This is a genomic window from Sphingomonadaceae bacterium OTU29LAMAA1 (assembly GCA_024072375.1).
Taxonomy (GTDB): Bacteria; Pseudomonadota; Alphaproteobacteria; order Sphingomonadales; family Sphingomonadaceae; genus Sphingomonas.
Window position 1 is genome coordinate 996008 of record CP099617.1, and the last position, 19668, is coordinate 1015675.

Below are 19668 nucleotides of genomic sequence, written 5' to 3' on the forward strand. Positions count from 1 at the left end.
AACGCGGCTCAGTCACGACGCAGGAGCTTCCCCTCCCAGTCCAGTTCCCGTGGCTCCATCATCCGCTCATCGCGTGAGAGAGGCTTCAAACCCGGACAGGAACCGTAGATCCCGGTCAGGTCGATTCTCTTGCGCTCGACCGGCGCGGGTTCGAACGTGAACTTTCCCGCCTCCTCGCGCAGGACCATCTCGGCGCCATCGGCGATGCCAAGCGCTTTCGGTAGCCGCAGCGCGACGGAATTACCTGACTTGAACACCTTAGCGCGATATTCGTTACCCATGACGTATCTCCGTATACACGGGATGTATATACATGCTTGATCGGGTGCAAGGCTGATGGACGATTGCATCATCGTCGGCGCGGGGCCGGCGGGGCTGACCGCGGCGATCTACCTGGCGCGTTTCCACCTGTCGATCCGGTTGTTCGACAGCGGATCGAGCCGGGCGGCGATGATCCCGTGCACGCACAATCATGCCGGCTATCCCGAGGGGATCGGCGGCAAGGCGCTGCTGGGACTGATGCTGGCGCAGGCGGAGAAGTATGGTGCGCGTCGTGAGGAAAAGCGGGTCACGGCGATCGAGCGTGACGGAGAGGATTTCCGCATCGTTACCGACACCGGCAGCTATGCGGCGCGGACGGTGCTGCTGGCGACCGGTGTGGTCAACCATCGGCCGAACATCCTTCCCGAGGTGCACGATCCGGCGCTGGAGCGCGGAATGATCCGCTATTGCCCGATTTGCGACGGATACGAGGTGACCGACAAGCGCGTAGGGGTGGTCGGCACTGGCGATCACGGGACGCGCGAGGCGCTGTTCCTGCGCGGCTATACGCGGGACGTGACACTCATCTCGCCCGAGGCGGAGCATCTACTTGATGACGCCTGCGCCGCCAAGCTGGACGAGGCCGGCATCGTGCGGGTGCAGGGACCATGCGGCGGCTGGGCAATCAAAGGCGATCTGCTGGCTCTGGATACGGCGCGCGGGCGGATGCGGTTCCACAGCGTCTACCCGGCGCTGGGATCACGCATCCGCTCGCATCTGGCGGTCGCGGCGGGTGCGCGGGCGAGCGACGAGGGGTGTCTGGAAGTGGACGATCACCAGCGGACCACCGTGCCGGGCCTGTTCGCGGCGGGAGATGTGGTGAAGGGGCTAGACCAGATCAGCCACGCGATGGGCGAAGCCGGCGTCGCGGCGACGACGATCCGGAACCTGCTGAGCGAGCGGCGGCCGATCCGGCGGTAAGGTGCGCGCCCCTTTCCGTCATCACGGCGAACGCCGGAACCCATGGAAATGGATACGCACGGTCGGCGATGATCCGCGTCACACGCCCCAGGTGCCTCCATGGATCCCGGCTTTCTCGGGGATTGCGAGTTGGGAGTACCTCACGTCACTCGACGAAGTCGGCGTTCACCACCAGCCGTTCGGCGCTCCATTCGGGCACCGCGTCGGCGTTCATCGGGATCATGAAACGCTTGCCGTTCGGCCGCTCGATCTCAAGCACGTCACCGGCGCCGAAATTCTCGATCAGCACCACGCGGCCAAGCTCTTCCGCCGTGGTAGACACCACCGGTAACCCCATCAGATCGGCGTGGTAATATTCGCCCTCGCCGAGCAGTGGCAACGCCGACCGTGGGACGGTGAGTTCGGTGCCGCGCATCGCCTCGGCGTCGTTGCGGTCGGCTATCTCGGCGAAACGCGCGATCGTGCCGTTGTTGCCGGCCTGCGACGCCTTCAGCGTCAGTGCGCCTTGGTTGAAGCTCTTGTAGCTGCCGAAATCTTCGGCGAACACCTTCAGCCGCACCTGGCCGTGGATGCCATGCGCACCGATCACCACAGCCAGCGTGACGCTGGGTTCAGCCGCCGGCTTGTTCGGGCGATCCGTCGCCTCCTGTTGGGGCATCGTCGTCACCTTCCGCGGGCTCGGTGTTTGAAACGCCTTCGTTAGTGGCGTCGCTGGTGGCACCGTCCGCGAGATCGTCGGGCGCGGTGCGGGGATCGGGTTCGATGGCCATGATGCGTCAACTCCTTCAGAACGAGGAGGTCAACGCATCATGGCCGGTTCCGATGCTTACGCCTCGGTCGTCTCGGTGGTGGCGTCGTCGGCCGGAGCCTCCTCAGCGGCAGCCGGAGCGGCGGCGGCGGCCGCAGCGGCCTCTTCCTGCGCCTTCAACTTCTCGGCCCGCTCTTCGGCGCGCTCGGTGGCCTTCTCGCCCGGCTTGCCCTTGTTCGGGTTGGTGCGAGCCGCGCGCTCACGGACGCCGGCGACGTCGAGGAAGCGAGCGACGCGGTCGGTCGGCTGCGCGCCGTTCGACAGCCAATACTTCGCACGCTCGGCATCGAGCACGACGCGGCTTTCCGAATCCTTGGCGAGCAGCGGGTTGTAGTTGCCGATCTTCTCGATGAATTTGCCGTCGCGGGGGCTGCGCGCATCGGCAACGACGATGCGGTAATAGGGACGCTTCTTGGAGCCGCCACGCGACAGACGAATGCTGAGAGCCATGTGATATTCCTTCGTTCTAAATCAGTTGAGTTGAATGATTACTTTTTCTTGAGAAGATTTTCGAAGCCGGGCGGCAGCTTGGGCATGCCGTCCTGACCGCCGCCGAGGCCGGGCAGACCCTTGGGCAGCCCACCACCGGCCTTGTCCATCATGTCGCCGAGCCCCGCACCGCCGAGGGCGTTGCCGAGACCGCCCATGCCGCCCTTCCCCAGCATCGCCATCATGCCCTTCAGCCCGCCCATCTTCTTGATCTTCTTCATGGCGGTGGACATTTCCTGATGCATCTTCAGGACCTTGTTGACCTCCTGCACCGTGGTGCCGGAGCCTTTGGCGATGCGGATCTTGCGCTTGGCGTTGATGAGTTCGGGCTTGGCACGCTCCTTCACGGTCATCGAACCGATCATCGCGTCCATGTGAATCAGCATCTTGTCGCCGCCTGCGGTGGCGAGCGCGCCTTGCGCCTTCTTCATGCCGGGCATCATGCCGGCGAGCGCGCCAAGGCCGCCCATGCGGCGCATCTGAGCGAGCTGGCTGCGCAGGTCGTTCATGTCGAACTGACCCTTGGCGAGCCGCGCGGTCATCCGCTCGGCGTCTTCCTGCTGGATCGATTCCGCCGCGCGCTCGACGAGGCTGACGACGTCGCCCATGCCGAGGATGCGGCCGGCGACGCGGCTGGGGTGGAAGGCTTCGAGCGCGTCGAGCTTTTCGCCCACACCGGCAAACTTGATCGGCTTGCCGGTGACCGCGCGCATAGACAGCGCCGCGCCCCCGCGGGCATCGCCGTCCATGCGGGTCAGCACGACGCCGGTCAGCTGCACCTGATCGGAGAAGTTCTGCGCGACGTTGACCGCGTCCTGCCCAGTCAGCGCATCGACGACGAGCAGGATTTCCTGCGGCACCGCGATTTCGGCCACCGCCTTCATCTCGTCCATCAACGCCTGATCGACGTGGAGACGACCGGCGGTGTCGAGCATCAGGACATCATAGCCCTGCAGCCTGGCGGCCTGGAGTGCGCGGCGGGCGATGTCGACCGGCTGCTGGCCGGCAACGATCGGTAGCGTGGCGACGTCGATCTGCGTCCCCAGCGTGGCGAGCTGTTCCTGCGCGTTGGGGCGATTGACGTCGAGCGACGCCATCAGCACCTTCTTGCGCTCGCGGCCGCCGACACCCGAGGTCAGCCGCCTGGCGATCTTTGCGGTCGTCGTCGTCTTGCCCGAGCCTTGCAGGCCGACCATCATTACGACGGCCGGCGGCGTGACCGACAGTTCGAGTTCGGATTCGTCGGCGCCGAGCATTTCCACCAGCGCATCGTTGACGATCTTGACGACCTGTTGCCCCGGCGTGACCGAGCGCAGGACGTTCTGGCCGACCGCCTGTTCGGTGACCTTGTCGACGAAGCTGCGTGCCACCGGCAGCGCCACGTCCGCCTCCAGCAGCGCGACGCGCACTTCGCGCATCGCCGTCCGCACGTCGGCTTCGGTCAGCGCGCCACGGCCGCGAAGGCGGTCGAATACGCCGCCAAGCCGGTCGCTCAGACTGTCGAACATCGCCTCAAGACCCTCATCATACCCGCAACGCAAAAGACGCCGGCGGGCGAAACCTCGCCGGCCAGCGTGCACCCGTAGGCGCGCCATCAATCGCATTCCGTGGTGGAACGTGTGCGGCGCTTACCTTGGTTCGGCGGGAAAGGCAAGGTTCGGTTTTCCGTGGGGGTTGTTCGCGCGAAGACGCGAAGAAGAGTGGTTCACGCGGAGACGCAGAGAGAAGAAGAGTTTTGCGCGCAGAGGCGCGGAGGGCGCAGAGAGGGTGCGATTGCGGTGCTTTGCGCCATCTCAACGCATCCTCCGTCATCCCGGCGAACGCCGGGACCCATGGCTTCGATGGGGTCGTAGGGATTACCGCAGCCGGAGGGGGTCCATGGGTCCCGAATTTCGTCGGGATGACGGAAGGGGGTTGGGTTATCGCTTACTTAATTCTCTGCGTCCTCTGCGCCTCTGCGCGAACGCCTTATCAGCCCTGCCCTACCAACCGGCATCCGGTTGCGCGAGATATGTCTCTTCCGCCGCCGTCGACTCGCGGCCCAGCGCCGCGTTGCGGCTCGGGAAGCGGCCGTGGTCGGCGATGACGTCGCGGTGGTCGCGGGCGAAGGCGAGGTTTTCGGGGATGCCTAGGGCTTCGAATTTGGCGACGGACAGGTCCTGCATCGCCATGTCCTCGGCGTGCATCAGCGGCATGTAGAGGAAGACGCGGCGGTCGGGCGGGTAGCGTTCGTCCCAGCCGCGTTCGATTGCGGACCGCGTCAGCTCCAGCGCGAGGCCGTCGGCGGCGAAGGCGTCGGGCGTGCCGCGATGGATGTTGCGGGAAAACTGGTCGAGGACGATGATCGCCGCCAGCAATGCGTCGGGGTCATCGCGCCAGCCCTCTGCCCGGCCGCGCAGGATGCCGTCGCGAAGGTCTGCGAAGCGGTCGGTGATCGTCCGGTCGAGCGCATCGTCCTTGTCGAAATGCTGCTCGGTGGTCATCGCGAACCAGAAGTCGAGCACCTCCGCCGCCATGTCATGGACTTGGCGGTTTCCGTCGATTAGATCGCGCGTCATGCATGCTCCCGCGCCAGAGGTGATTTCCCTCGGCTGCCGTCTCAACATCGCCGAGAGCGAAACGATCCGCACGCTGATCGCGGGGCGGGACACCGTCGTGGTCAATTCCTGTGCGGTGACCAATGCCGCGGTGAAGGCGACCCGCAGCGCGATCCGGCGGGCGCGGCGCGATCGGCCGGGGGCGGAGCTGGTTGTCACCGGCTGCGCCGCGCAGATCGATCCGCAGGGCTTTGCGGCGATGCCCGAGGTCGACCGGGTGATCGGCAACGGCGAGAAGCTGTCTCCTGCCGTATGGGCGAGCGCAGAGGCGGTCGTTGTCGGCGACATCATGCAGTTGCGCGAGACGGCACCGCATCTGGCCGCGAGTTTCGGCGGGCATGCGCGCGCGTTCGTCGAGGTGCAGAACGGCTGCGACCATCGCTGTACGTTTTGCGCGATCCCGTTCGGACGCGGACCGAGCCGGTCGGTGCCGGCGGGCGCGGTGGTCGACCGGATCGCGGGGCTGGTCGATGCGGGCCATGCCGAGGTGGTGCTGACCGGCGTCGACCTGACCAGTTATGGCCATGACCTGCCGGGCGCGCCGACGCTGGGGCTGCTGGTCGAACGCATCCTGCGCCATGTGCCGGCGTTGCGACGGCTGCGGCTGTCGTCGCTCGATTCGATCGAGATCGACGAGCGGCTGTTCGAGATCGTGACCGGCGAGGCGCGGGTGATGCCGCATCTGCATCTGTCGTTCCAGGCGGGCAACGACATCATCCTGAAGCGGATGAAGCGGCGACACAGCCGGGCGCAGGCGGTCGAGGCGGTGCAGCGGTTGCAGGCGGCGCGGCCGGAGATCGCGATCGGCGCGGACCTGATCGCGGGTTTTCCGACCGAGGACGATGCGATGGCGGCGGACACGCTGGCGCTGATCGCCGATGCGGATATCGTCCACGCGCATATCTTTCCCTATTCGGCGCGGGCGGGTACGCCGGCGGCACGGATGCCGCAGGTCGATGCCGGCACGATTCGGGCGCGGGCGGAGCGGCTGCGCGAGGCGGCGGCGGCCCGTAGGGCGACGTGGCTGGCGAAGCAGGTCGGGAGCTTGCACGATGTGCTGCTGGAACGGCCCGGCGACCGCGGTCATGCCGGCACTTTCGCGGAGGTGCGCCTCCCCTCGCCCGCGGAACCGGGCGACATCGTCAGGGTCCGCGTCACGGCTGCGACAGACACTCATCTCATCGGAACATCGGTATGAGCACCATCCCCACCTGGCACGAACGGCTGCTCGGCGGCTTCAAGAAGACCTCCGACCGTCTCGTCGGCAACCTTGCCGGCCTTGGTGGTGCGCGGCTCGACGAAGAGACGCTCGACGAGATCGAGGAAGCGCTGATCGCGTCCGACCTCGGCCCCGACACCGCCGGCAAGATCCGTACCCGACTGGCCGAGGGAACGTTCGAGCGAAACATGGAGGAACTCGGCATCCGGCTGGTCGTCGCCGAAGAGGTCGAGAAGGCTCTGGAACGCGTCGCAACCCCTCTGGAGGTCAACGCCTTTCCGCGACCGCAGGTGATCCTGGTGATCGGCGTCAACGGGTCGGGCAAGACGACGACGATCGCCAAGCTGGCGCATCTGCTGATGGAGCAGGACTATGGCGTCATGCTGGCGGCGGGCGACACGTTCCGCGCCGCGGCGATCGGCCAGTTGCGGACCTGGGCAGACCGCGTCGGCGTGCCGATCGTCACCGGGCCGGAGGGCGGCGATGCCGCCGGCGTGGTGTGGGACGCGGTCAAGAAGGCGACCGAGACCGGCATCGACGTGCTGATCGTCGACACCGCCGGCCGCTTGCAGAACAAGCGCGAACTGATGGACGAACTCGCCAAGATCCGCCGCGTGCTCGGGCGGATCAACCCCGCCAGCCCGCATGACGTGGTGCTGGTGCTGGATGCGACTACCGGCCAGAATGCGCTGTCGCAGATCGAGGTGTTCAAGGAGGTGGCGGGTGTAACCGGCCTCGTGATGACCAAGCTAGACGGCACCGCGCGCGGCGGCGTCTTGGTCGCGGCGGCGGAGAAATACGGGTTGCCCATCCATGCGATCGGGGTCGGCGAAGGCATGACCGACCTTCGGCCGTTCGATGCGAACGAGGTGGCGCGGATCATCGCGGGCGTCGAGGCGGGAGGGCGGAAGTGACGGCGTCGCGCGCGCCCTCCCCCGGTTTGCGGATGGGCGTGGAATACGGCCCGCTGCTCGTGTTCTTCGCGGTCAATTTCCTGTTTCCCGCCACGCTTGCGATGCGGCTGGTCGGGGCGAGCACCGGCTTCCTTTCAGACTTGGACCGCGCCGGTGCGCTGGTGATCGCCAAGGTGATCGTCGCGACGACCGCCTTCGTCATCGCCACGGTCGCGGCGATGATCGTATCCAAGACGCGGCTCGGCCACATATCGCCGATGCTTTGGATATCGGGGGGGTTCGTTGTTGTGTTCGGGGGGCTGACGGTGTATTTTCACGACCCCAAGTTCATCCAGATGAAGCCGAGCTTCGTCTATGGCATGTTCGCCGCCGTGCTGGGGTTTGGATTGCTGACCGGGCGACCTCTGCTGCAAGGGTTGCTCGGCACCGCGTATCCGGGCCTGACCGCAGACGGCTGGCGCAAGCTGACGCGCAACTGGGCGCTGTTCTTCCTGTTCATGGCTGCGCTCAACGAGACGGTGTGGCGGACGACGAACTGGGATTTCTGGGTCGGGTTCAAGCTGTGGGGCGCGATCCCGCTGACCCTGCTGTTCGCATTCGCCAACATTCCCATGCTGTTGCGGCACGGATTGAGCACGGGGGATGAGGTCGCGGCGGACGTGCCGGTCGAGTGACCGGACGATAGTCCTCCCCCGCTGAAGCGAGGGAGGAATACGACAGTTTCAGGCGGCGTCGAAACGCTTGCCGGCTTCGTCCCAGTTCACGACGTCCCACCACGCCTTCAGATAGCCGGGGCGATCGTTCATGTACGTCAGGTAATAGGCGTGCTCCCACACGTCGTTACCCAGGATCGGCGTACCCGGCTCCTTGGCGTCGTCCATCAGGGGATTGTCCTGGTTCGGCGTCGAGGTCACCTTCAGCGCGCCGGACGAGTCCTTGATGACCCATGCCCAGCCCGAGCCGAACTGACCCGCGCCCTTGGTGTTGAAGTCGTCCTTAAGCTTGTCGAGGCCGCCGTATGCGTCGATCGCATCCTTCAGCGCGCCCGACGGCTGGGTCGACCCCTTCGGCGCCATGATCTTCCAGAAGAAATCGTGGTTCCAGAACCCGCCACCGTTGTTGCGGACCAGCGGCGGCAGCGTCGAGATCATGCCGAGGATATCCTCGATCGACTTGCCTTCCAGCTTGGGATCGGCGGCGACGCCTTCGTTGAGCTTGTTGGTATAGGCTGCGTGATGCTTGTCGTGGTGGAACTTCATCGTCTCCTTGGAGATGACCGGCTCCAGCGCGTCATAGGCGTACGGCAGCGGCGGGAGTTCGAATGCCATGGAATAGGCTCCTCAATGAAGGTGGGACGATGTCGTCCCCGCGTTAACGCGACACGTCGCCTAACGCTCCCGACACGTTACGCAAGCGTCATGAGCTACCGGCATTGATGAGGTCATGCCGACGCAGGGCATGACGCAACTGGTCGTAGCTGAGGCCCAGCGCCTCGGCTGTCGAACGCTGGTTGAAGCGATGCTCGGCCAGGGCGCGGGCCAGCAGTTCGCGTTCGAACCGTGCCACCCGTGATTTGAAGTCGGACGGACCGGTGTCGCACGCGACGACGGGGTCGTCCTCCGGCTGTTGCGGCTGGGACGCGGCGCTCGAGGGCGATGCATCCGCTTTCGGTCTGGCCGGTCCGCCCCCTGCCCCGCCCGTCGGCCGGAACGGCGAGGCGAAGGGATCGATCTCGATCGCATCGACCGGACCGTCACCGTCCCAGCGATAGACTGCCCGCTCGACGACATTGCGCAATTCGCGCACGTTGCCCGGCCAACGATGCGTCAGCAACTGGTCCAGCGCCCGAGGGCCGAAACCCGGCCAGCGATCCCAGCCGATTTCCGATGCCATCCGCCGTCCGAAATGATCCGCCAACACCGCAATGTCGCCCGATCGCGCCCGCAACGGGGGCAACGTCACCACCTCGAATGACAGACGATCGAGCAGGTCGGCGCGGAATTCATGCGCGTCGACCTTGTCGGGCAGATGTTCGTTGGTCGCCGCGACGATACGGACGTCGACGCGCAACGGCCGCGACGATCCGATCCGCGTCACCTCGCCATATTCCACCGCACGGAGCAGCCGGTCCTGCGCCGCCATCGACAGGGTGCCGAGTTCGTCGAGGAACAGCGTGCCGCCGTGCGCCTCCTCGAACCGGCCCGTCCGCGCCTTGGTCGCGCCGGTGAAGGCACCCGCCTCATGCCCGAACAGTTCCGCTTCGATCAGCGATTCGGGCAAGGCCGCGCAGTTCATGATGACGAGCGGCTGATCCCAGCGCGGCGACAGGCGGTGGAGGCGCTCAGCGACCAGCTCCTTGCCTGTACCCCGCTCGCCGATCACCAGCACCGGGCGATCGAGCGCCGCCGCGCGACTGGCCCGTTCCAAGGCATCGAGAAACGCCCCCGACTGGCCGATGACCTGTGCCGCTCTTTCCATCGCCAACATCTGGCGTAAAACACCAACGTTACGCAAGCGTTCATCCGTGGTTCATGCGAATAACACACCAGAAACCACGGTTTTTAGCCAATTTCAAAATTGGCACGCACCCTGCAATGCTACTGGCATACCGCCGCACGGTGGTCACCCAAGGTTCTCAGGGTTCAGAATTCAGGAGGTTTCCATGTTCAATTCCGAGATCGGCCGCAAGCTCGCTACCCTCGTCTGCACCATCCTGTTCAGCGCGACCTGCGTCGCCGGAGCAGTCGGACCGGCGACGGGCGGCAGCCAGACGGCCACCGTGAAGGCAGCCCGCCTGACGGCGTAAGCAGCCCCAAACCGGGGCGGCCGATTTCCCTCGCCCGCCCCGGCCATTGTTTGAGGAGTATCGACACCGATGGGCATTTTCTCCCGCACCCGCGACATCGTCGCAGCCAACTTCGCCGATCTGCTGGAAAAGGCGGAAGACCCGGCGAAGATGATCCGGATGATCATCCTCGAAATGGAGGAAACGCTGGTCGAGGTCCGCGCCAGTGCCGCCCGCACGATCGCCGATCAGAAGGAAATGCGCCGGCACATCAACAAGCTGGACCAGCTTCAGGCGAACTGGATGGAAAAGGCCGAACTGGCGCTGAGCAAGGACCGCGAGGACCTGGCCAAGGCGGCGCTGGGCGAGAAGCAGAAGGCGGCGGACATGGCCGAACAGCTGCGGATCGAGGTCGGCGTGCTCGACGATGCGCTGCGCGCTTCGGAAGAGGATATCGCCAAGCTCCAGAAGAAGCTGACCGAGGCGCGCTCGAAGCAGTCCAACGTGCAGAACCGGCTGGAAAGCGCCAACAACCGCTATCGCCTGCGCGAGATGTATTCGGGCCCGAAGACGACCGAGGCGTTCAGCCGCTTCGACATCCTCGAACGCCGCGTTGACGATGCCGAAGGCCGCGCCGAGGCGCTGGGACTGGGCGTGCCGAAGACGCTGGAGGAAGAGATCGCCGAGCTGCGGCAGGGCGACAAGGTCGACGCCGAACTGGCCGCGCTGAAGGCGCGTCTGGGTCGCGGCACCGGCGGGGAGGGCTGACATGAACTTCGAAGGAGTTCTGGCGATCTTCCTCGCGCTGATCGGCCTCCCGTGGCTGATCTTCCACTACGTTACGAAGTGGAAGCAGGCGCCCAAGATCACCGACGAGGACGAGAAGCTGCTCGACGAGATGTTCAATCTTGCCCGCCGCCTCGAGGAACGCGTCAATACCGTCGAGCGGATCGTCGCCGCCGACAACCCCGACTTCAAGCCGAGCCTAACGGCTCAGCCCACCACCTATCAGCTCGACCGGAGGAATTGAGATGTCCGCCCGTACCAAATTCTACCTCGATCCGCAGGACGGCAAGTGGAAGGGCGTGTGCGCCGGGATCGCCGATTACACCGGGGTCGAAGTGCTCTGGGTCCGGCTGGGTGTCGCCGCCATGACGGTGATCGCGCAGCAATGGTGGATCGTCCTCGCCTATTTCATCATCGCCTGGGTCGCCGAAGCCAAGCCCAACGGTCTGTACGACACGCCGGAGGACGCCAAGTTCTGGCAGGGCATGCGATCGAACCCGAAGCGTTCCACCGCCGAAGTGCGCAGCAAGTTCCGCGACATCGATCGCCGGCTCGCCGACATCGAGCTGCATTATACCAGCCGCAACACCCGGCTGGCCGAGGAAATCGACAGCCTGCGCTGAGCCGAGCTCGCCGGGTTTCAGGGAGAAAGACGATGGACATGGGTTGGATGGTGCCGGTCGGCATCGTCGGGGCGGTCTCCGCTCGCCACGCCTTCACCGTGTGGGTCAAAGCCAAGCATGGCTACCCGCTCGACGACAACAAGGGCTGCAGCCGCCGCAGCCGGCGCGGCATGAACGGCATGAACGGCAATGACGACATCGCGGCGGAGCGCAAGATCATGCTGCTCACCAACGAAAACGACAAGCTGACCGGGCAGGTCGGCCGTCTGGAGGAACGCATTGCCGTCCTCGAACGCATCGCCACCGATCCCGCCGAGCGCACCGCTCGCGAGATCGAAGCCCTCCGCGACCGGTAAGGACCCTTACGATGAACTGGGATGGACCCTCTTTCGTCATCGCCCTCGTCCTGATCTCGACGGTCGGCTGGATCATCAACAACTGGATCCGTGCCCGCCACGGCTACGCGCCGAGCGACGACTGGGGGAAAACGCTCAAGCGTGATCCGGACGGCGAGCGCGAGATGCTGGCGCTGAGCAACGAGAACGATCGCCTGACCGGACAGGTCAGCCATCTGGAGGAGCGGATCGCCGTCCTCGAACGCATCGCCACCGATCCCGCCGGGCGCACCGCTCGCGAGATCGAAGCCCTCCGCGACCGGTAAAGGACCAGCACGATGGAACCCGAATACGTCTTCTCGATGATCTTCGGCTCGCTGATCACGCTGGCGATCCAGTGGTACGGCCGCCGCAAGGTGAAGCAGGCGATCACCGCCCCCGATCTGGCGGCGCGTCACGACATCGAACTGCTCGATGCCGAAAACGCCCGTCGCGTCGGCCAGATCGACCGGTTGCAGGAGCGGCTGGCGACGATCGAGAGCATCGTCACCGATCGCTCGCACCGGCTGGATCGCGAGATCGAACAGCTCCGCGTCAGTTAAAGGATCGCATGCGATGTTTCCCTTCGAAGCTTTCGTCCCCGTCGTGGCTCTGGTCGGTCTGGGCAGCGTCGGCGGCTGGGTCCTGACCACCTGGCTCCGCGTCAAGAACGGCTATCCGCTGGACGGTGCCTGGGGCCAGGCGGTCTACCCTCGCAAGAACGAAGAGGCGATGGAGCGGGTGAAGCTGCTCAGCCAGGAAAACGCGCAGCTGCGCGCCGAACTCGGCTCGATCAAGGATCGCCTCGGCAACGTCGAGCGCATCGTTACCGACAGCAGCCACCAGCTGGATCGCGAGATCGAACAGCTGCGGCACAAGACCAACTGAGAGGCACGACGATGAACCCGATTATGATCCCGATCCTCGGCATCTGCTGCGGGCTGCTTGCGATCTTCGGCGGCGTGTTCCTGCGCCCCTGGTTCCGGTTGCAGGAGCGCCGGATGGAGATCGAGGCGAACAAGGTCGCGGAAAAGGCGGCGCAATATGCCGCCCAGACCGAACGGCTGGAGGAACGCGTCCGCGTCCTCGAACGCATCGTCACCGATCGCGGTGTCGATCTGGCGCAGGAAATCGACGCGCTGCGCGACGATCGCACCACACCGAACCGTTTGCCCGTCAACTGATCCTGCCGAAAGGAGGCAGTCCATGTACGATCCCAACGTCTACCTGACCGTGTCGCTATCGTCGCTTGCCGCCGTCGCGATGGTCACCACCGCGGGCCTGTCCGGCTGGCGCAGCTGGCTCGCGCTGAAGCATCAGCAACTCGACCAGATACAGGACCCGGTCCCGCACGTCGCCAATGCCGGCTCGCGGATCGAGATCGCCGACCTGAAGGAACGCATCAAGAAGCTGGAGGCGATCGCGGCGGGTGTCGACCTTTAGGTCGTTCGGGATGGGTTGCCGGGCGGCGTGACGGTTGCCCCGTCCCGCCCCCGCCTGTACCGCGACGGCCATGACCAGCATCGCCGACGTCCGCGACGAATACGACTTTCTCGAACCCGACGATCGCTATCGGTTGTTGATCGATCTGGGACGGCAATTGGAACCGATGCCCGACGCGCTGAAGACCGATGCGACGCTGGTCCGCGGCTGCTCGGCTTCGGTCTGGGTCTATCCGACCCGCGCGGACGACGGCAGCCTGCACTTCCTCGCGGATAGCAACGCGGCGATCACCAAGGGCATCATCGCTCTGGTGTTGCTGACCGTACAGGATCGGGAACCGGGCGCGATCTCGGCAACGGATATCGAGGGTGAGCTGGCCCCGTTCGACCTGAAGACGGCGCTGAGTTCGAACAGGACGCAGGGAATACCGAACATGATCGCGCTGATCCGCGAGACTGCGGCGCGCTACGCCTGACGCGACGTTGTCCGCCCTCGTGGCACCGCGAGGAGCCTACAACCCGTTGGTGACCGGTTGGCTTGCCCGCTGCAGCCGCGCCGCCAGTTCGACCACATCCGCGCCGCGCGGCACAACCAGCCATTCGGCGGGCTGACGGCTGTCGACCATAACCACGGCGCCGCGTGGACACACGCCCAGACAGCGCGTCTCGACCACCCCGAGCGACGCCTTGCGTCCCGACTTCAGCCCCAGGATCTTGCGCAACAGCCTGGAAAGGGACGTACGTCCCTTCTTGCCGAAGCCGCCGTCGATCTTCTTCGAACATTTTCCGCAGACCAGAATGGCACCCTGCCAGTCGCTGCGAATGCGCTTCAGCTCGGTCGCCACTCGCGGCGTTCCTCTGCAGTGCGCAACACGTCATAGGCCGCCTGCACCGTCTGGAACCGGACCGCGGCATCCGCGTCGCCCGGGCGTACGTCCGGATGGTTCTCTTTCGCCATGCGACGCCAGGCCGTCTTCACCGCGTCGAAATCGGCATCGCTCTCAAGCCCCAGCACCTCCAGCGCGCGCATCTCGTCGCGAGAGCGGCTGCCGTCGCCCGATCCGCCCCAGGCATAATGGCTTGCGTTGGCGTAGCCCGACGCGGTCCGGCTTTCGGACGCTTCGCGCTGACTGGCCTCTTCCGCCGACAGGCCCTCGAAATAATTCCAGCCGCGATTGTATTCGGCGGCGTGCGTTTCGCAGAAATACCAGCGATCGGGGCTGTTCGGCGACTTAGGGGCGGGGCAACGGCCGGGTTCCTCACAGCCATGGCGGTCGCACAGCCGCACGGTGGTCGCCTCGCGGCTGGAGCCGTAGCCCCGCCAGCGGGGAAAACCCCAGTCGTTCGATCGGGACGGGATGCGCGCCATCGCCGTCCACATAAGCGTTCGGCAGCGGCGCGCAACCGGCGGCGCGTCAGTCGGGGATCCTGAACATCACCCGCCGCGTGCTGGCGCCGCACGCCAGCCCGCCATCGGGACGGTACGTTCTGGAAAACAGCGACGTGCTCGCCGTCTCCGCCCCCGCCTGCGTGAAGATGAACGGCGGATAGGACAGGATTGCGCGGGAATTTACGACCTTGCCATCCGCGCCGATGTCGAATTGCGTCTCGGTCCAGCCCTCGAAGCCCCAGGACAGCGCCTCCTGCGGGAACGTACCGCCGGTACGCAATATCCGCGGAGGTTTGTCGATGAGCGCACATTGACCGGCGCTCAACCCCGACCGGGCAAACGCGGCCCGGGCTTCCGCCTCGTCGCCGCGCTGTTGCGCGATCGACGCCAGCCGGATCAGCGCACCCACCTTCAGCGGATCGTTCGTCGGCAGGGCGGCATCGCCGGCAACCTCGTCAAGCAACGCGGATGCCGTCTTGCCCGACGTGCTCCGCTCCGCATCCGCCAGCAGCAGTCGTATCGCCGCCCGGGCCTGCGGATCGGCCGCATAGGGTGCCTGCGTCAGCAGCGGCATGACGAGACGCCGATATTCCCCGCGCTTCCACACATCGGCGCTGCCGCTGAGACGGGCGTCCAGATCGAGTGCCAGTTGTGCGGTGGCGGGCGCTTTGCCTGCCTGCGCGATCGCGAGTGCGGTCCGGGCCAATGCCGCCGTCTCCTCGCCCGAAACCACCGGGGATCGGATCAACGCGACGAGCGCGGGGAGCGAGGCGCCTCGATCACCCCGCGTCTTCGCCGCCGCCAGCGCCGCACGTTGCGCTGGCAGCGCCTGGGCGGGATTGTCCGGCTCGTCGGCGATCGGTGCGCCGCGCGCGGCAGACCATGCGATCAGATCGGCCATCAGGCCGTCGCTGACGGATGGCCGCTCGAATGCCATGTTGCAGCGCAATTCGACCCGCGCATTGTAGCGCAGGAAGGGCGGCATCGCCTTCACCTGCTCCGCCGACCACGACCAGCGACTGGCCGCCTGTGCGAATGCCAGCGCAACTCGGCCCCCGCCCGCGGCATAGATCGGCGCGGCGACCAGCACCGTGCCATCGTCGGCGACGGAAAACTGCACGACCGCCATGTCGGCCGGCTTCAACCCGGCCTCGCCGCCGCAATCCGGCGGGGTCATCGCTGCGCCCATGTCGAAATTGCCGCTCGGTACCCGTCCCGCGCCGGTCATCGCCATATAGCGGCGCGCGCTCTCCTTGCGGCCCGACAGCAGCAGGGCGATGGCCGCATTCGATCGCGCCGCGACATCGCGCGTATCGGTCTTGCTCGTCAGACCCCCGAGCATCTTCACCGCGGTCATCGACTCCGCAGTCGCTCGCGGCAGGTCGCCGCGGTTGAGCGCCAGCACCGCCTTGGCGGAGGCGAAGTCGGCCGCCAGCGCAGCGTCGACCTTCACCGTCGCGATCAGCGCATCGGCGCGCGCCGCCGCCGCCGCGGCAGCCGCCGGATCGGTGAAGGTCGCGGTCTGGATCAGCCCCCGTAACGCCCCCAATTTCTCCCCGGGCGTTTGCGCTTCCTGCTCCGCCGACTGAAACGCCACGACCGCGCCGGCGTAATCGATACCGTACTGGAAGATCGTTGCGAGGTTGAGATGCGCCTTGAACCGGTCTTCACGCAGAGCGGCCTCGGCGGCGGGCAAGCCGGCAAGGCCCGCCCGCGCCGCGGCGACCGCTTCGTCCCGGCGGTCCAGCGCCAGCAACGCCGCGCTCTTCCGGACGAGGACGATCGCGTGGCTGCGCGGCCTGGTGGCGACACGCTTTTCCAGCGCTTCCCACGCCGCCAGCGCGGCGGGCCGATCGGGCCCGGCGGACAGCGCCGCCGCCGCCTCGAAATCCTGCTGCACGGTTCGCGTTCCGGCCTGCTGCGCGCCCGCCATTCCGGCAAGCGCACCCGTCAGCGCAAGCGCCGCCATCACCGTCTTCATCGTCGATCCCTCCCCCGCGAACCGCGCAAGTCTGGCCGGTAAGCAGGGGAAACGCCAGAGGGTCTGTAAGCCGGGTTCTGTCCCTTTCCTTGCGGAAATTAGGCGACCATTCCTCTAGGACGACGCTTGCGCGCCGCCTCAAGCAACCAACCCGGACGACGAGCTGAAACGAAGCCCATATGCCGTCCCTATTCGGTTTTGCTCCCGGTGGGGTTTGCCGTGCCGCCCCTGTTACCAGGCGCGCGGTGCGCTCTTACCGCACCCTTTCACCGTGACCGTCCCGAAGGCCGGCCGTCTGCTCTCTGTGGCACTGTCCCTGGGGTCGCCCCCGCCGGGCGTTACCCGGCACCGTCGTTTCGCGGAGCCCGGACTTTCCTCGCGCGCTCGAAAGCACCCGCGGCCGCCCGACCCTCTGACACGATCCCCTTACTCATCGCCTTGCGGCTTGGGAAGCAGCAACGCGAGCAGGATCATCCGGCATTCGGCATCGATCTCGCCGTCGATCAGTTCGGGGCGGAAGCGGCGCTGGAACGCCACGATCGCCGCCATCGCATCGGCGACGTCATAGCCGAACCGCTCCAGCGCCAGGAGGAAGCCGCCCTGCGTCCACATCGGGTCCATCAGGTTACGGGTCGGCCGCGGTAGCGCGAGCCGCAATCGGGCGAGCCGCGACCAGGGGAACAGCTCGCCCGGATCGCGCTTGCGGGTCGGCGCGATATCCGAATGGCCGACGATGTTGCCGCGGGTGATACCGTGGCGTTTCTTGATCGCGGCGACCAGCGGCACCAGCGCGTCGATCTGTTCATCGGTGAAGGGGCGATAGCCCCATTCGTGACCGGGATTGACGATCTCGATGCCGATGCTGGCGGAATTGACGTCGGTCGTCTCACGCCAATGCGACCGTCCGGCGTGCCACGCACGCTTGCTCTCGTCGACCAGCCGGCAGACGGTGCCGTCCTCCTCCACCAGATAATGCGCCGAGACCTTGGCCTCCGGATCGCGCAGCCGCGCCAATGCCGACGGGCCATCCTGCATACCGGTATAGTGCAGCACGATCATGCTGATCGGCAGCAGCCGCTCGTCGAAGTTCGGCGAGGGCGTGTCGAGAAAGGTCATGCGCCCGTCCTAGCCGAGCAGGCGCGGCCGCGTAAGAGGCGTCAGGCGACGGCGCGCTCGGCGGCAGGCACCGGGACCCGTTCGTAGAAACCGCGTAGACGCCGGCTTGGCTCGAACATCCGCGTCTGCCCGATCACGGTCTCGCCCGCGCCCAGCACCAGCGTACCCCCACCCCGCATCGCGCCGGCGAAACGGGCGAATACGTCCGACTTCATCTGCGCCGAGAGATACAGCAGGACGTTGCGGCACAAGATCACATCGAAATGCCCCGCCGGTGGCCGTTCGGCCACCAGATTGTGGCGGCGCACGGCGATCAGCTTGCCCAGTTCGGGCTTGGCGACCCAGTCGTTGCCGTCGGCGTCGAACCACCGCATCATGCGGCGGATCGGCAAGCCGCGCTGGATTTCGAACTGGGTGTACCGGCCGGCGCGCGCGCGCGCGGTCGCCGCGTCCGACACATCGGTGGCAACGATCTCCGGCATCGCCTTGCCCCCCTCCGCGCGCTCGGCGAACAGCATCGCGAGCGACAGCGGCTCCTGCCCCGTCGAACAGCCCGCACACCATATCCGTGCCCGACGCCCCTCCGCCTCGACGGCGGCGACCGCCTCCACGATCAGATCGAATACCGGCGCATCACGAAAGAACGAGGTTTCCTGATTTACCAGAGCGTCGACGATCTGGTCGCCCACGGCGGCATCATGCCCCTCCAGCAATAACGTGACCAGCTGGTCCAGCGTCGCGAGCCCACGATCCCGCAGCAGCGGCTTGAGCGCGGTATCGATCCGCCACGACCGGTATGCGGCGATCTGCTGCCCGGTGCGCGCTTCCAGCAACGCGCTGAAGACGTTCAACGCGACCTGGGACACGGACTGGCTTTGCACGGACGAATGCAAGGATGCAGCGTTCATGGCCGCTGCCGCGCCGCGGCAAGGCGTCCGATCGCATCGGGGGGCAGCACGGCATGGGCGTATCCCGCCTCCGCCACCGATCCGGGCATTCCCCACACCACCGAGCTTGCCTGATCCTGCACCACGACGCATCCCCCCGCCTCGTGCACCCGGCGGGCACCCTCGGCACCATCGCGTCCCATACCGCTCAGCACGACTGCGAGCATGCGCTTGCCGAATACCGACGCCATCGATGCGAACATCGGATCGACCGATGGCATGCACCCGCTGGCGCTCGCATCGGTGGCCAGCCGGATCGCCGACGATCCGTCCGCCAGCGCCACACAGCGCATGTGGGCATCACCGGGCGCCACGGCGATACGTCCGGGCCGCAGCCGCAGCCGATCGATCGCGACATCGCACGGTCGCCCGCTGAGCACCGCAAGCTGCGCCGCGAAGTACGGCATGAACGATGCCGGCAGATGTTGCGTGATCAGGATCGGCAGCACGAAATCCGCTGGCAAGGCCCGCAGAAACTGGCTGAGCGCGTGGATGCCGCCGGTAGACGCGCCGATCGCCACGACGTCATATTCGTCGCGGCCGGAAAAGGTGCGCTGCAGCGGCGGCAACGCGGATTCGGCCGGAGCCTCTGCGATGTGCCGCGCCGGACGAGCGTCGGCGAGGTTGTCCAGCTTGTCGATCAGCGCTTCGCCGAAACGGGTCATCCGTTCGCCATTGGCCGGTTTGAACAGCGTGTCGGCCGCGCCCAGTGCCAGCGCCTGTACGGTCGTTGTCGCACCTTCGCTCGCCTGGCCGGATACGATCACGATCTTGGCGCCCTGCCCCGCAACGATCAGATCGGGCAACGCAGTCAGTCCGTCGACACCGGGCATCTGAACGTCCAGCAGCACCAACGCCACGCGCTCCCGCTCCAGAAACGCCAATGCTGCCCGTGCCGTGCTGACGCTGGCCGCCACCGTGAACCGACCGGTAGCAGCGATCAGCCGCTCCATCA

Annotated in this window: 29 protein-coding genes and 1 other RNA gene; 15 read left to right on the forward strand and 15 right to left on the reverse strand. The window is 66.3% G+C overall.

Annotated elements, in window-relative coordinates; all coding sequences use genetic code 11:
* Nucleotides 1-8: 8 nt before the first annotated feature.
* Nucleotides 9-281, reverse strand: coding sequence for an AbrB/MazE/SpoVT family DNA-binding domain-containing protein (locus NF699_05015; protein ID USU06044.1), 273 nt, complete (start codon nt 279-281; stop codon nt 9-11).
* 55 nt (nt 282-336) lie between these two features.
* Between NF699_05015 and NF699_05020 the strand changes: the two genes are divergently transcribed.
* On the forward strand, nt 337-1242 hold the full coding sequence (locus NF699_05020) for an NAD(P)/FAD-dependent oxidoreductase (GenBank protein USU06045.1): 906 nt from the start codon (nt 337-339) through the stop codon (nt 1240-1242).
* Between the two features lie 145 nt (nt 1243-1387).
* Here NF699_05020 and rimM read toward each other — a convergent pair whose 3' ends face one another.
* From rimM to NF699_05045, 5 genes are all read right to left on the reverse strand, one after another.
* A complete protein-coding gene (rimM, locus tag NF699_05025; protein ID USU07004.1) occupies nt 1388-1900 on the reverse strand; it encodes a ribosome maturation factor RimM in 513 nt (170 codons plus the stop codon).
* Nucleotides 1854-2012: a hypothetical protein gene (locus NF699_05030; GenBank protein ID USU06046.1), complete on the reverse strand. Its 159-nt coding sequence runs from the start codon at nt 2010-2012 to the stop codon at nt 1854-1856. Before NF699_05030 ends, rimM begins: the two co-directional genes overlap by 47 nt.
* A 56-nt stretch (nt 2013-2068) precedes the next feature.
* Nucleotides 2069-2500, reverse strand: coding sequence for a 30S ribosomal protein S16 (gene rpsP, locus NF699_05035; protein USU06047.1), 432 nt, complete (start codon nt 2498-2500; stop codon nt 2069-2071).
* Between the two features lie 38 nt (nt 2501-2538).
* Entirely contained in the window at nt 2539-4047 is a 1509-nt protein-coding gene (gene ffh, locus NF699_05040) for a signal recognition particle protein (GenBank protein USU06048.1), read from the reverse strand.
* A 474-nt stretch (nt 4048-4521) separates the two neighbouring features.
* Complete coding sequence (locus tag NF699_05045) at nt 4522-5097, reverse strand: DUF924 domain-containing protein (protein ID USU06049.1); 576 nt, start codon at nt 5095-5097, stop codon at nt 4522-4524.
* Between NF699_05045 and mtaB the strand changes: the two genes are divergently transcribed.
* Genes mtaB through NF699_05060 form a run of 3 tightly spaced genes read left to right on the forward strand, consistent with a single transcriptional unit; the run spans nt 5096 to nt 7943 of the window.
* Nucleotides 5096-6334, forward strand: a complete 1239-nt coding sequence (mtaB, locus tag NF699_05050) for a tRNA (N(6)-L-threonylcarbamoyladenosine(37)-C(2))-methylthiotransferase MtaB (GenBank protein USU06050.1) — start codon at nt 5096-5098, stop codon at nt 6332-6334. The genes NF699_05045 and mtaB overlap by 2 nt on opposite strands.
* A complete protein-coding gene (ftsY, locus tag NF699_05055; protein ID USU06051.1) occupies nt 6331-7269 on the forward strand; it encodes a signal recognition particle-docking protein FtsY in 939 nt (312 codons plus the stop codon). The genes mtaB and ftsY overlap by 4 nt, the downstream gene beginning before the upstream one ends.
* A gap of 32 nt (nt 7270-7301) precedes the next feature.
* Entirely contained in the window at nt 7302-7943 is a 642-nt protein-coding gene (locus NF699_05060) for a septation protein IspZ (GenBank protein USU07005.1), read from the forward strand.
* 48 nt (nt 7944-7991) lie between these two features.
* On the opposite strand, the gene NF699_05065 is transcribed toward NF699_05060, so the two are convergent.
* Both NF699_05065 and pspF read right to left on the reverse strand, forming a co-directional pair.
* Nucleotides 7992-8597 (reverse strand): superoxide dismutase, encoded by a 606-nt coding sequence (locus tag NF699_05065; protein ID USU06052.1) that lies wholly within the window; start codon nt 8595-8597, stop codon nt 7992-7994.
* Between the two features lie 88 nt (nt 8598-8685).
* On the reverse strand, nt 8686-9747 hold the full coding sequence (gene pspF, locus NF699_05070) for a phage shock protein operon transcriptional activator (GenBank protein ID USU06053.1): 1062 nt from the start codon (nt 9745-9747) through the stop codon (nt 8686-8688).
* A 184-nt stretch (nt 9748-9931) separates the two neighbouring features.
* Here pspF and NF699_05075 point away from each other — a divergent pair, with 184 nt between their 5' ends.
* From NF699_05075 to NF699_05125, 11 genes are all read left to right on the forward strand, one after another.
* Nucleotides 9932-10075, forward strand: a complete 144-nt coding sequence (locus NF699_05075; GenBank protein USU06054.1) for a hypothetical protein — start codon at nt 9932-9934, stop codon at nt 10073-10075.
* 69 nt (nt 10076-10144) lie between these two features.
* Nucleotides 10145-10822, forward strand: coding sequence for a phage shock protein PspA (gene pspA, locus NF699_05080; GenBank protein ID USU06055.1), 678 nt, complete (start codon nt 10145-10147; stop codon nt 10820-10822).
* 1 nt (nt 10823) lies between these two features.
* Nucleotides 10824-11084, forward strand: coding sequence for an envelope stress response membrane protein PspB (pspB, locus tag NF699_05085; protein ID USU06056.1), 261 nt, complete (start codon nt 10824-10826; stop codon nt 11082-11084).
* 1 nt (nt 11085) lies between these two features.
* Complete coding sequence (gene pspC, locus NF699_05090) at nt 11086-11463, forward strand: envelope stress response membrane protein PspC (GenBank protein ID USU06057.1); 378 nt, start codon at nt 11086-11088, stop codon at nt 11461-11463.
* A gap of 47 nt (nt 11464-11510) precedes the next feature.
* Nucleotides 11511-11819, forward strand: a complete 309-nt coding sequence (locus NF699_05095; protein ID USU06058.1) for a hypothetical protein — start codon at nt 11511-11513, stop codon at nt 11817-11819.
* Between the two features lie 11 nt (nt 11820-11830).
* Complete coding sequence (locus NF699_05100) at nt 11831-12124, forward strand: hypothetical protein (GenBank protein ID USU06059.1); 294 nt, start codon at nt 11831-11833, stop codon at nt 12122-12124.
* Between the two features lie 12 nt (nt 12125-12136).
* Nucleotides 12137-12400 carry a hypothetical protein gene (locus tag NF699_05105; protein USU06060.1) on the forward strand — a complete coding sequence of 88 codons (264 nt, stop codon included), beginning with the start codon at nt 12137-12139 and terminating at the stop codon, nt 12398-12400.
* A gap of 13 nt (nt 12401-12413) precedes the next feature.
* Nucleotides 12414-12725: a hypothetical protein gene (locus tag NF699_05110; GenBank protein ID USU06061.1), complete on the forward strand. Its 312-nt coding sequence runs from the start codon at nt 12414-12416 to the stop codon at nt 12723-12725.
* A gap of 11 nt (nt 12726-12736) precedes the next feature.
* The gene (locus tag NF699_05115; protein USU06062.1) at nt 12737-13021 is read left to right on the forward strand and encodes a hypothetical protein; all 285 of its coding nucleotides are present in this window, start codon (nt 12737-12739) and stop codon (nt 13019-13021) included.
* 22 nt (nt 13022-13043) lie between these two features.
* Nucleotides 13044-13280, forward strand: coding sequence for a hypothetical protein (locus tag NF699_05120; protein USU06063.1), 237 nt, complete (start codon nt 13044-13046; stop codon nt 13278-13280).
* Between the two features lie 70 nt (nt 13281-13350).
* Nucleotides 13351-13755 (forward strand): SufE family protein, encoded by a 405-nt coding sequence (locus NF699_05125; protein ID USU06064.1) that lies wholly within the window; start codon nt 13351-13353, stop codon nt 13753-13755.
* A gap of 36 nt (nt 13756-13791) precedes the next feature.
* Here the strand turns inward: NF699_05125 and NF699_05130 are convergent, their stop codons facing one another.
* From NF699_05130 to NF699_05160, 7 genes are all read right to left on the reverse strand, one after another.
* Nucleotides 13792-14124 carry a (2Fe-2S) ferredoxin domain-containing protein gene (locus NF699_05130; protein USU06065.1) on the reverse strand — a complete coding sequence of 111 codons (333 nt, stop codon included), beginning with the start codon at nt 14122-14124 and terminating at the stop codon, nt 13792-13794.
* The gene (locus NF699_05135; GenBank protein ID USU06066.1) at nt 14109-14648 is read right to left on the reverse strand and encodes a J domain-containing protein; all 540 of its coding nucleotides are present in this window, start codon (nt 14646-14648) and stop codon (nt 14109-14111) included. Before NF699_05135 ends, NF699_05130 begins: the two co-directional genes overlap by 16 nt.
* A gap of 46 nt (nt 14649-14694) precedes the next feature.
* Complete coding sequence (locus NF699_05140; GenBank protein ID USU06067.1) at nt 14695-16650, reverse strand: hypothetical protein; 1956 nt, start codon at nt 16648-16650, stop codon at nt 14695-14697.
* Nucleotides 16651-16700: 50 nt separating this feature from the next.
* Nucleotides 16701-17066, reverse strand: an RNA gene (gene rnpB / locus NF699_05145) — RNase P RNA component class A.
* Between the two features lie 10 nt (nt 17067-17076).
* The gene (locus tag NF699_05150; protein ID USU06068.1) at nt 17077-17766 is read right to left on the reverse strand and encodes an N-acetylmuramoyl-L-alanine amidase; all 690 of its coding nucleotides are present in this window, start codon (nt 17764-17766) and stop codon (nt 17077-17079) included.
* Between the two features lie 41 nt (nt 17767-17807).
* Nucleotides 17808-18617: a chemotaxis protein CheR gene (locus NF699_05155; protein USU07006.1), complete on the reverse strand. Its 810-nt coding sequence runs from the start codon at nt 18615-18617 to the stop codon at nt 17808-17810.
* A gap of 53 nt (nt 18618-18670) precedes the next feature.
* Nucleotides 18671-19666 (reverse strand): response regulator, encoded by a 996-nt coding sequence (locus NF699_05160; protein USU07007.1) that lies wholly within the window; start codon nt 19664-19666, stop codon nt 18671-18673.
* Nucleotides 19667-19668: the final 2 nt, after the last annotated feature.

Bases quoted from the DNA above. Each gene is read 5' to 3' on its own strand.
- NF699_05125 (USU06064.1), top strand. From the start codon at position 13,351: ATGACCAGCATCGCCGACGTCCGCGACGAATACGACTTTCTCGAACCC.
- NF699_05135 (USU06066.1), bottom strand. From the start codon at position 14,648: ATGGCGCGCATCCCGTCCCGATCGAACGACTGGGGTTTTCCCCGCTGG.
- NF699_05065 (USU06052.1), bottom strand. From the start codon at position 8,597: ATGGCATTCGAACTCCCGCCGCTGCCGTACGCCTATGACGCGCTGGAG.
- pspF (USU06053.1), bottom strand. From the start codon at position 9,747: ATGGAAAGAGCGGCACAGGTCATCGGCCAGTCGGGGGCGTTTCTCGAT.
- NF699_05115 (USU06062.1), top strand. From the start codon at position 12,737: ATGAACCCGATTATGATCCCGATCCTCGGCATCTGCTGCGGGCTGCTT.
- rpsP (USU06047.1), bottom strand. From the start codon at position 2,500: ATGGCTCTCAGCATTCGTCTGTCGCGTGGCGGCTCCAAGAAGCGTCCC.
- mtaB (USU06050.1), top strand. From the start codon at position 5,096: ATGCATGCTCCCGCGCCAGAGGTGATTTCCCTCGGCTGCCGTCTCAAC.
- rimM (USU07004.1), bottom strand. From the start codon at position 1,900: ATGCCCCAACAGGAGGCGACGGATCGCCCGAACAAGCCGGCGGCTGAA.
- NF699_05100 (USU06059.1), top strand. From the start codon at position 11,831: ATGAACTGGGATGGACCCTCTTTCGTCATCGCCCTCGTCCTGATCTCG.
- NF699_05075 (USU06054.1), top strand. From the start codon at position 9,932: ATGTTCAATTCCGAGATCGGCCGCAAGCTCGCTACCCTCGTCTGCACC.
- NF699_05060 (USU07005.1), top strand. From the start codon at position 7,302: ATGGGCGTGGAATACGGCCCGCTGCTCGTGTTCTTCGCGGTCAATTTC.
- pspC (USU06057.1), top strand. From the start codon at position 11,086: ATGTCCGCCCGTACCAAATTCTACCTCGATCCGCAGGACGGCAAGTGG.
- ftsY (USU06051.1), top strand. From the start codon at position 6,331: ATGAGCACCATCCCCACCTGGCACGAACGGCTGCTCGGCGGCTTCAAG.
- NF699_05015 (USU06044.1), bottom strand. From the start codon at position 281: ATGGGTAACGAATATCGCGCTAAGGTGTTCAAGTCAGGTAATTCCGTC.
- NF699_05140 (USU06067.1), bottom strand. From the start codon at position 16,650: ATGAAGACGGTGATGGCGGCGCTTGCGCTGACGGGTGCGCTTGCCGGA.
- NF699_05110 (USU06061.1), top strand. From the start codon at position 12,414: ATGTTTCCCTTCGAAGCTTTCGTCCCCGTCGTGGCTCTGGTCGGTCTG.
- ffh (USU06048.1), bottom strand. From the start codon at position 4,047: ATGTTCGACAGTCTGAGCGACCGGCTTGGCGGCGTATTCGACCGCCTT.
- NF699_05150 (USU06068.1), bottom strand. From the start codon at position 17,766: ATGACCTTTCTCGACACGCCCTCGCCGAACTTCGACGAGCGGCTGCTG.
- NF699_05030 (USU06046.1), bottom strand. From the start codon at position 2,012: ATGGCCATCGAACCCGATCCCCGCACCGCGCCCGACGATCTCGCGGAC.
- NF699_05095 (USU06058.1), top strand. From the start codon at position 11,511: ATGGTGCCGGTCGGCATCGTCGGGGCGGTCTCCGCTCGCCACGCCTTC.
- NF699_05020 (USU06045.1), top strand. From the start codon at position 337: ATGGACGATTGCATCATCGTCGGCGCGGGGCCGGCGGGGCTGACCGCG.
- NF699_05120 (USU06063.1), top strand. From the start codon at position 13,044: ATGTACGATCCCAACGTCTACCTGACCGTGTCGCTATCGTCGCTTGCC.
- NF699_05045 (USU06049.1), bottom strand. From the start codon at position 5,097: ATGACGCGCGATCTAATCGACGGAAACCGCCAAGTCCATGACATGGCG.
- pspA (USU06055.1), top strand. From the start codon at position 10,145: ATGGGCATTTTCTCCCGCACCCGCGACATCGTCGCAGCCAACTTCGCC.
- NF699_05160 (USU07007.1), bottom strand. From the start codon at position 19,666: ATGGAGCGGCTGATCGCTGCTACCGGTCGGTTCACGGTGGCGGCCAGC.
- NF699_05105 (USU06060.1), top strand. From the start codon at position 12,137: ATGGAACCCGAATACGTCTTCTCGATGATCTTCGGCTCGCTGATCACG.
- pspB (USU06056.1), top strand. From the start codon at position 10,824: ATGAACTTCGAAGGAGTTCTGGCGATCTTCCTCGCGCTGATCGGCCTC.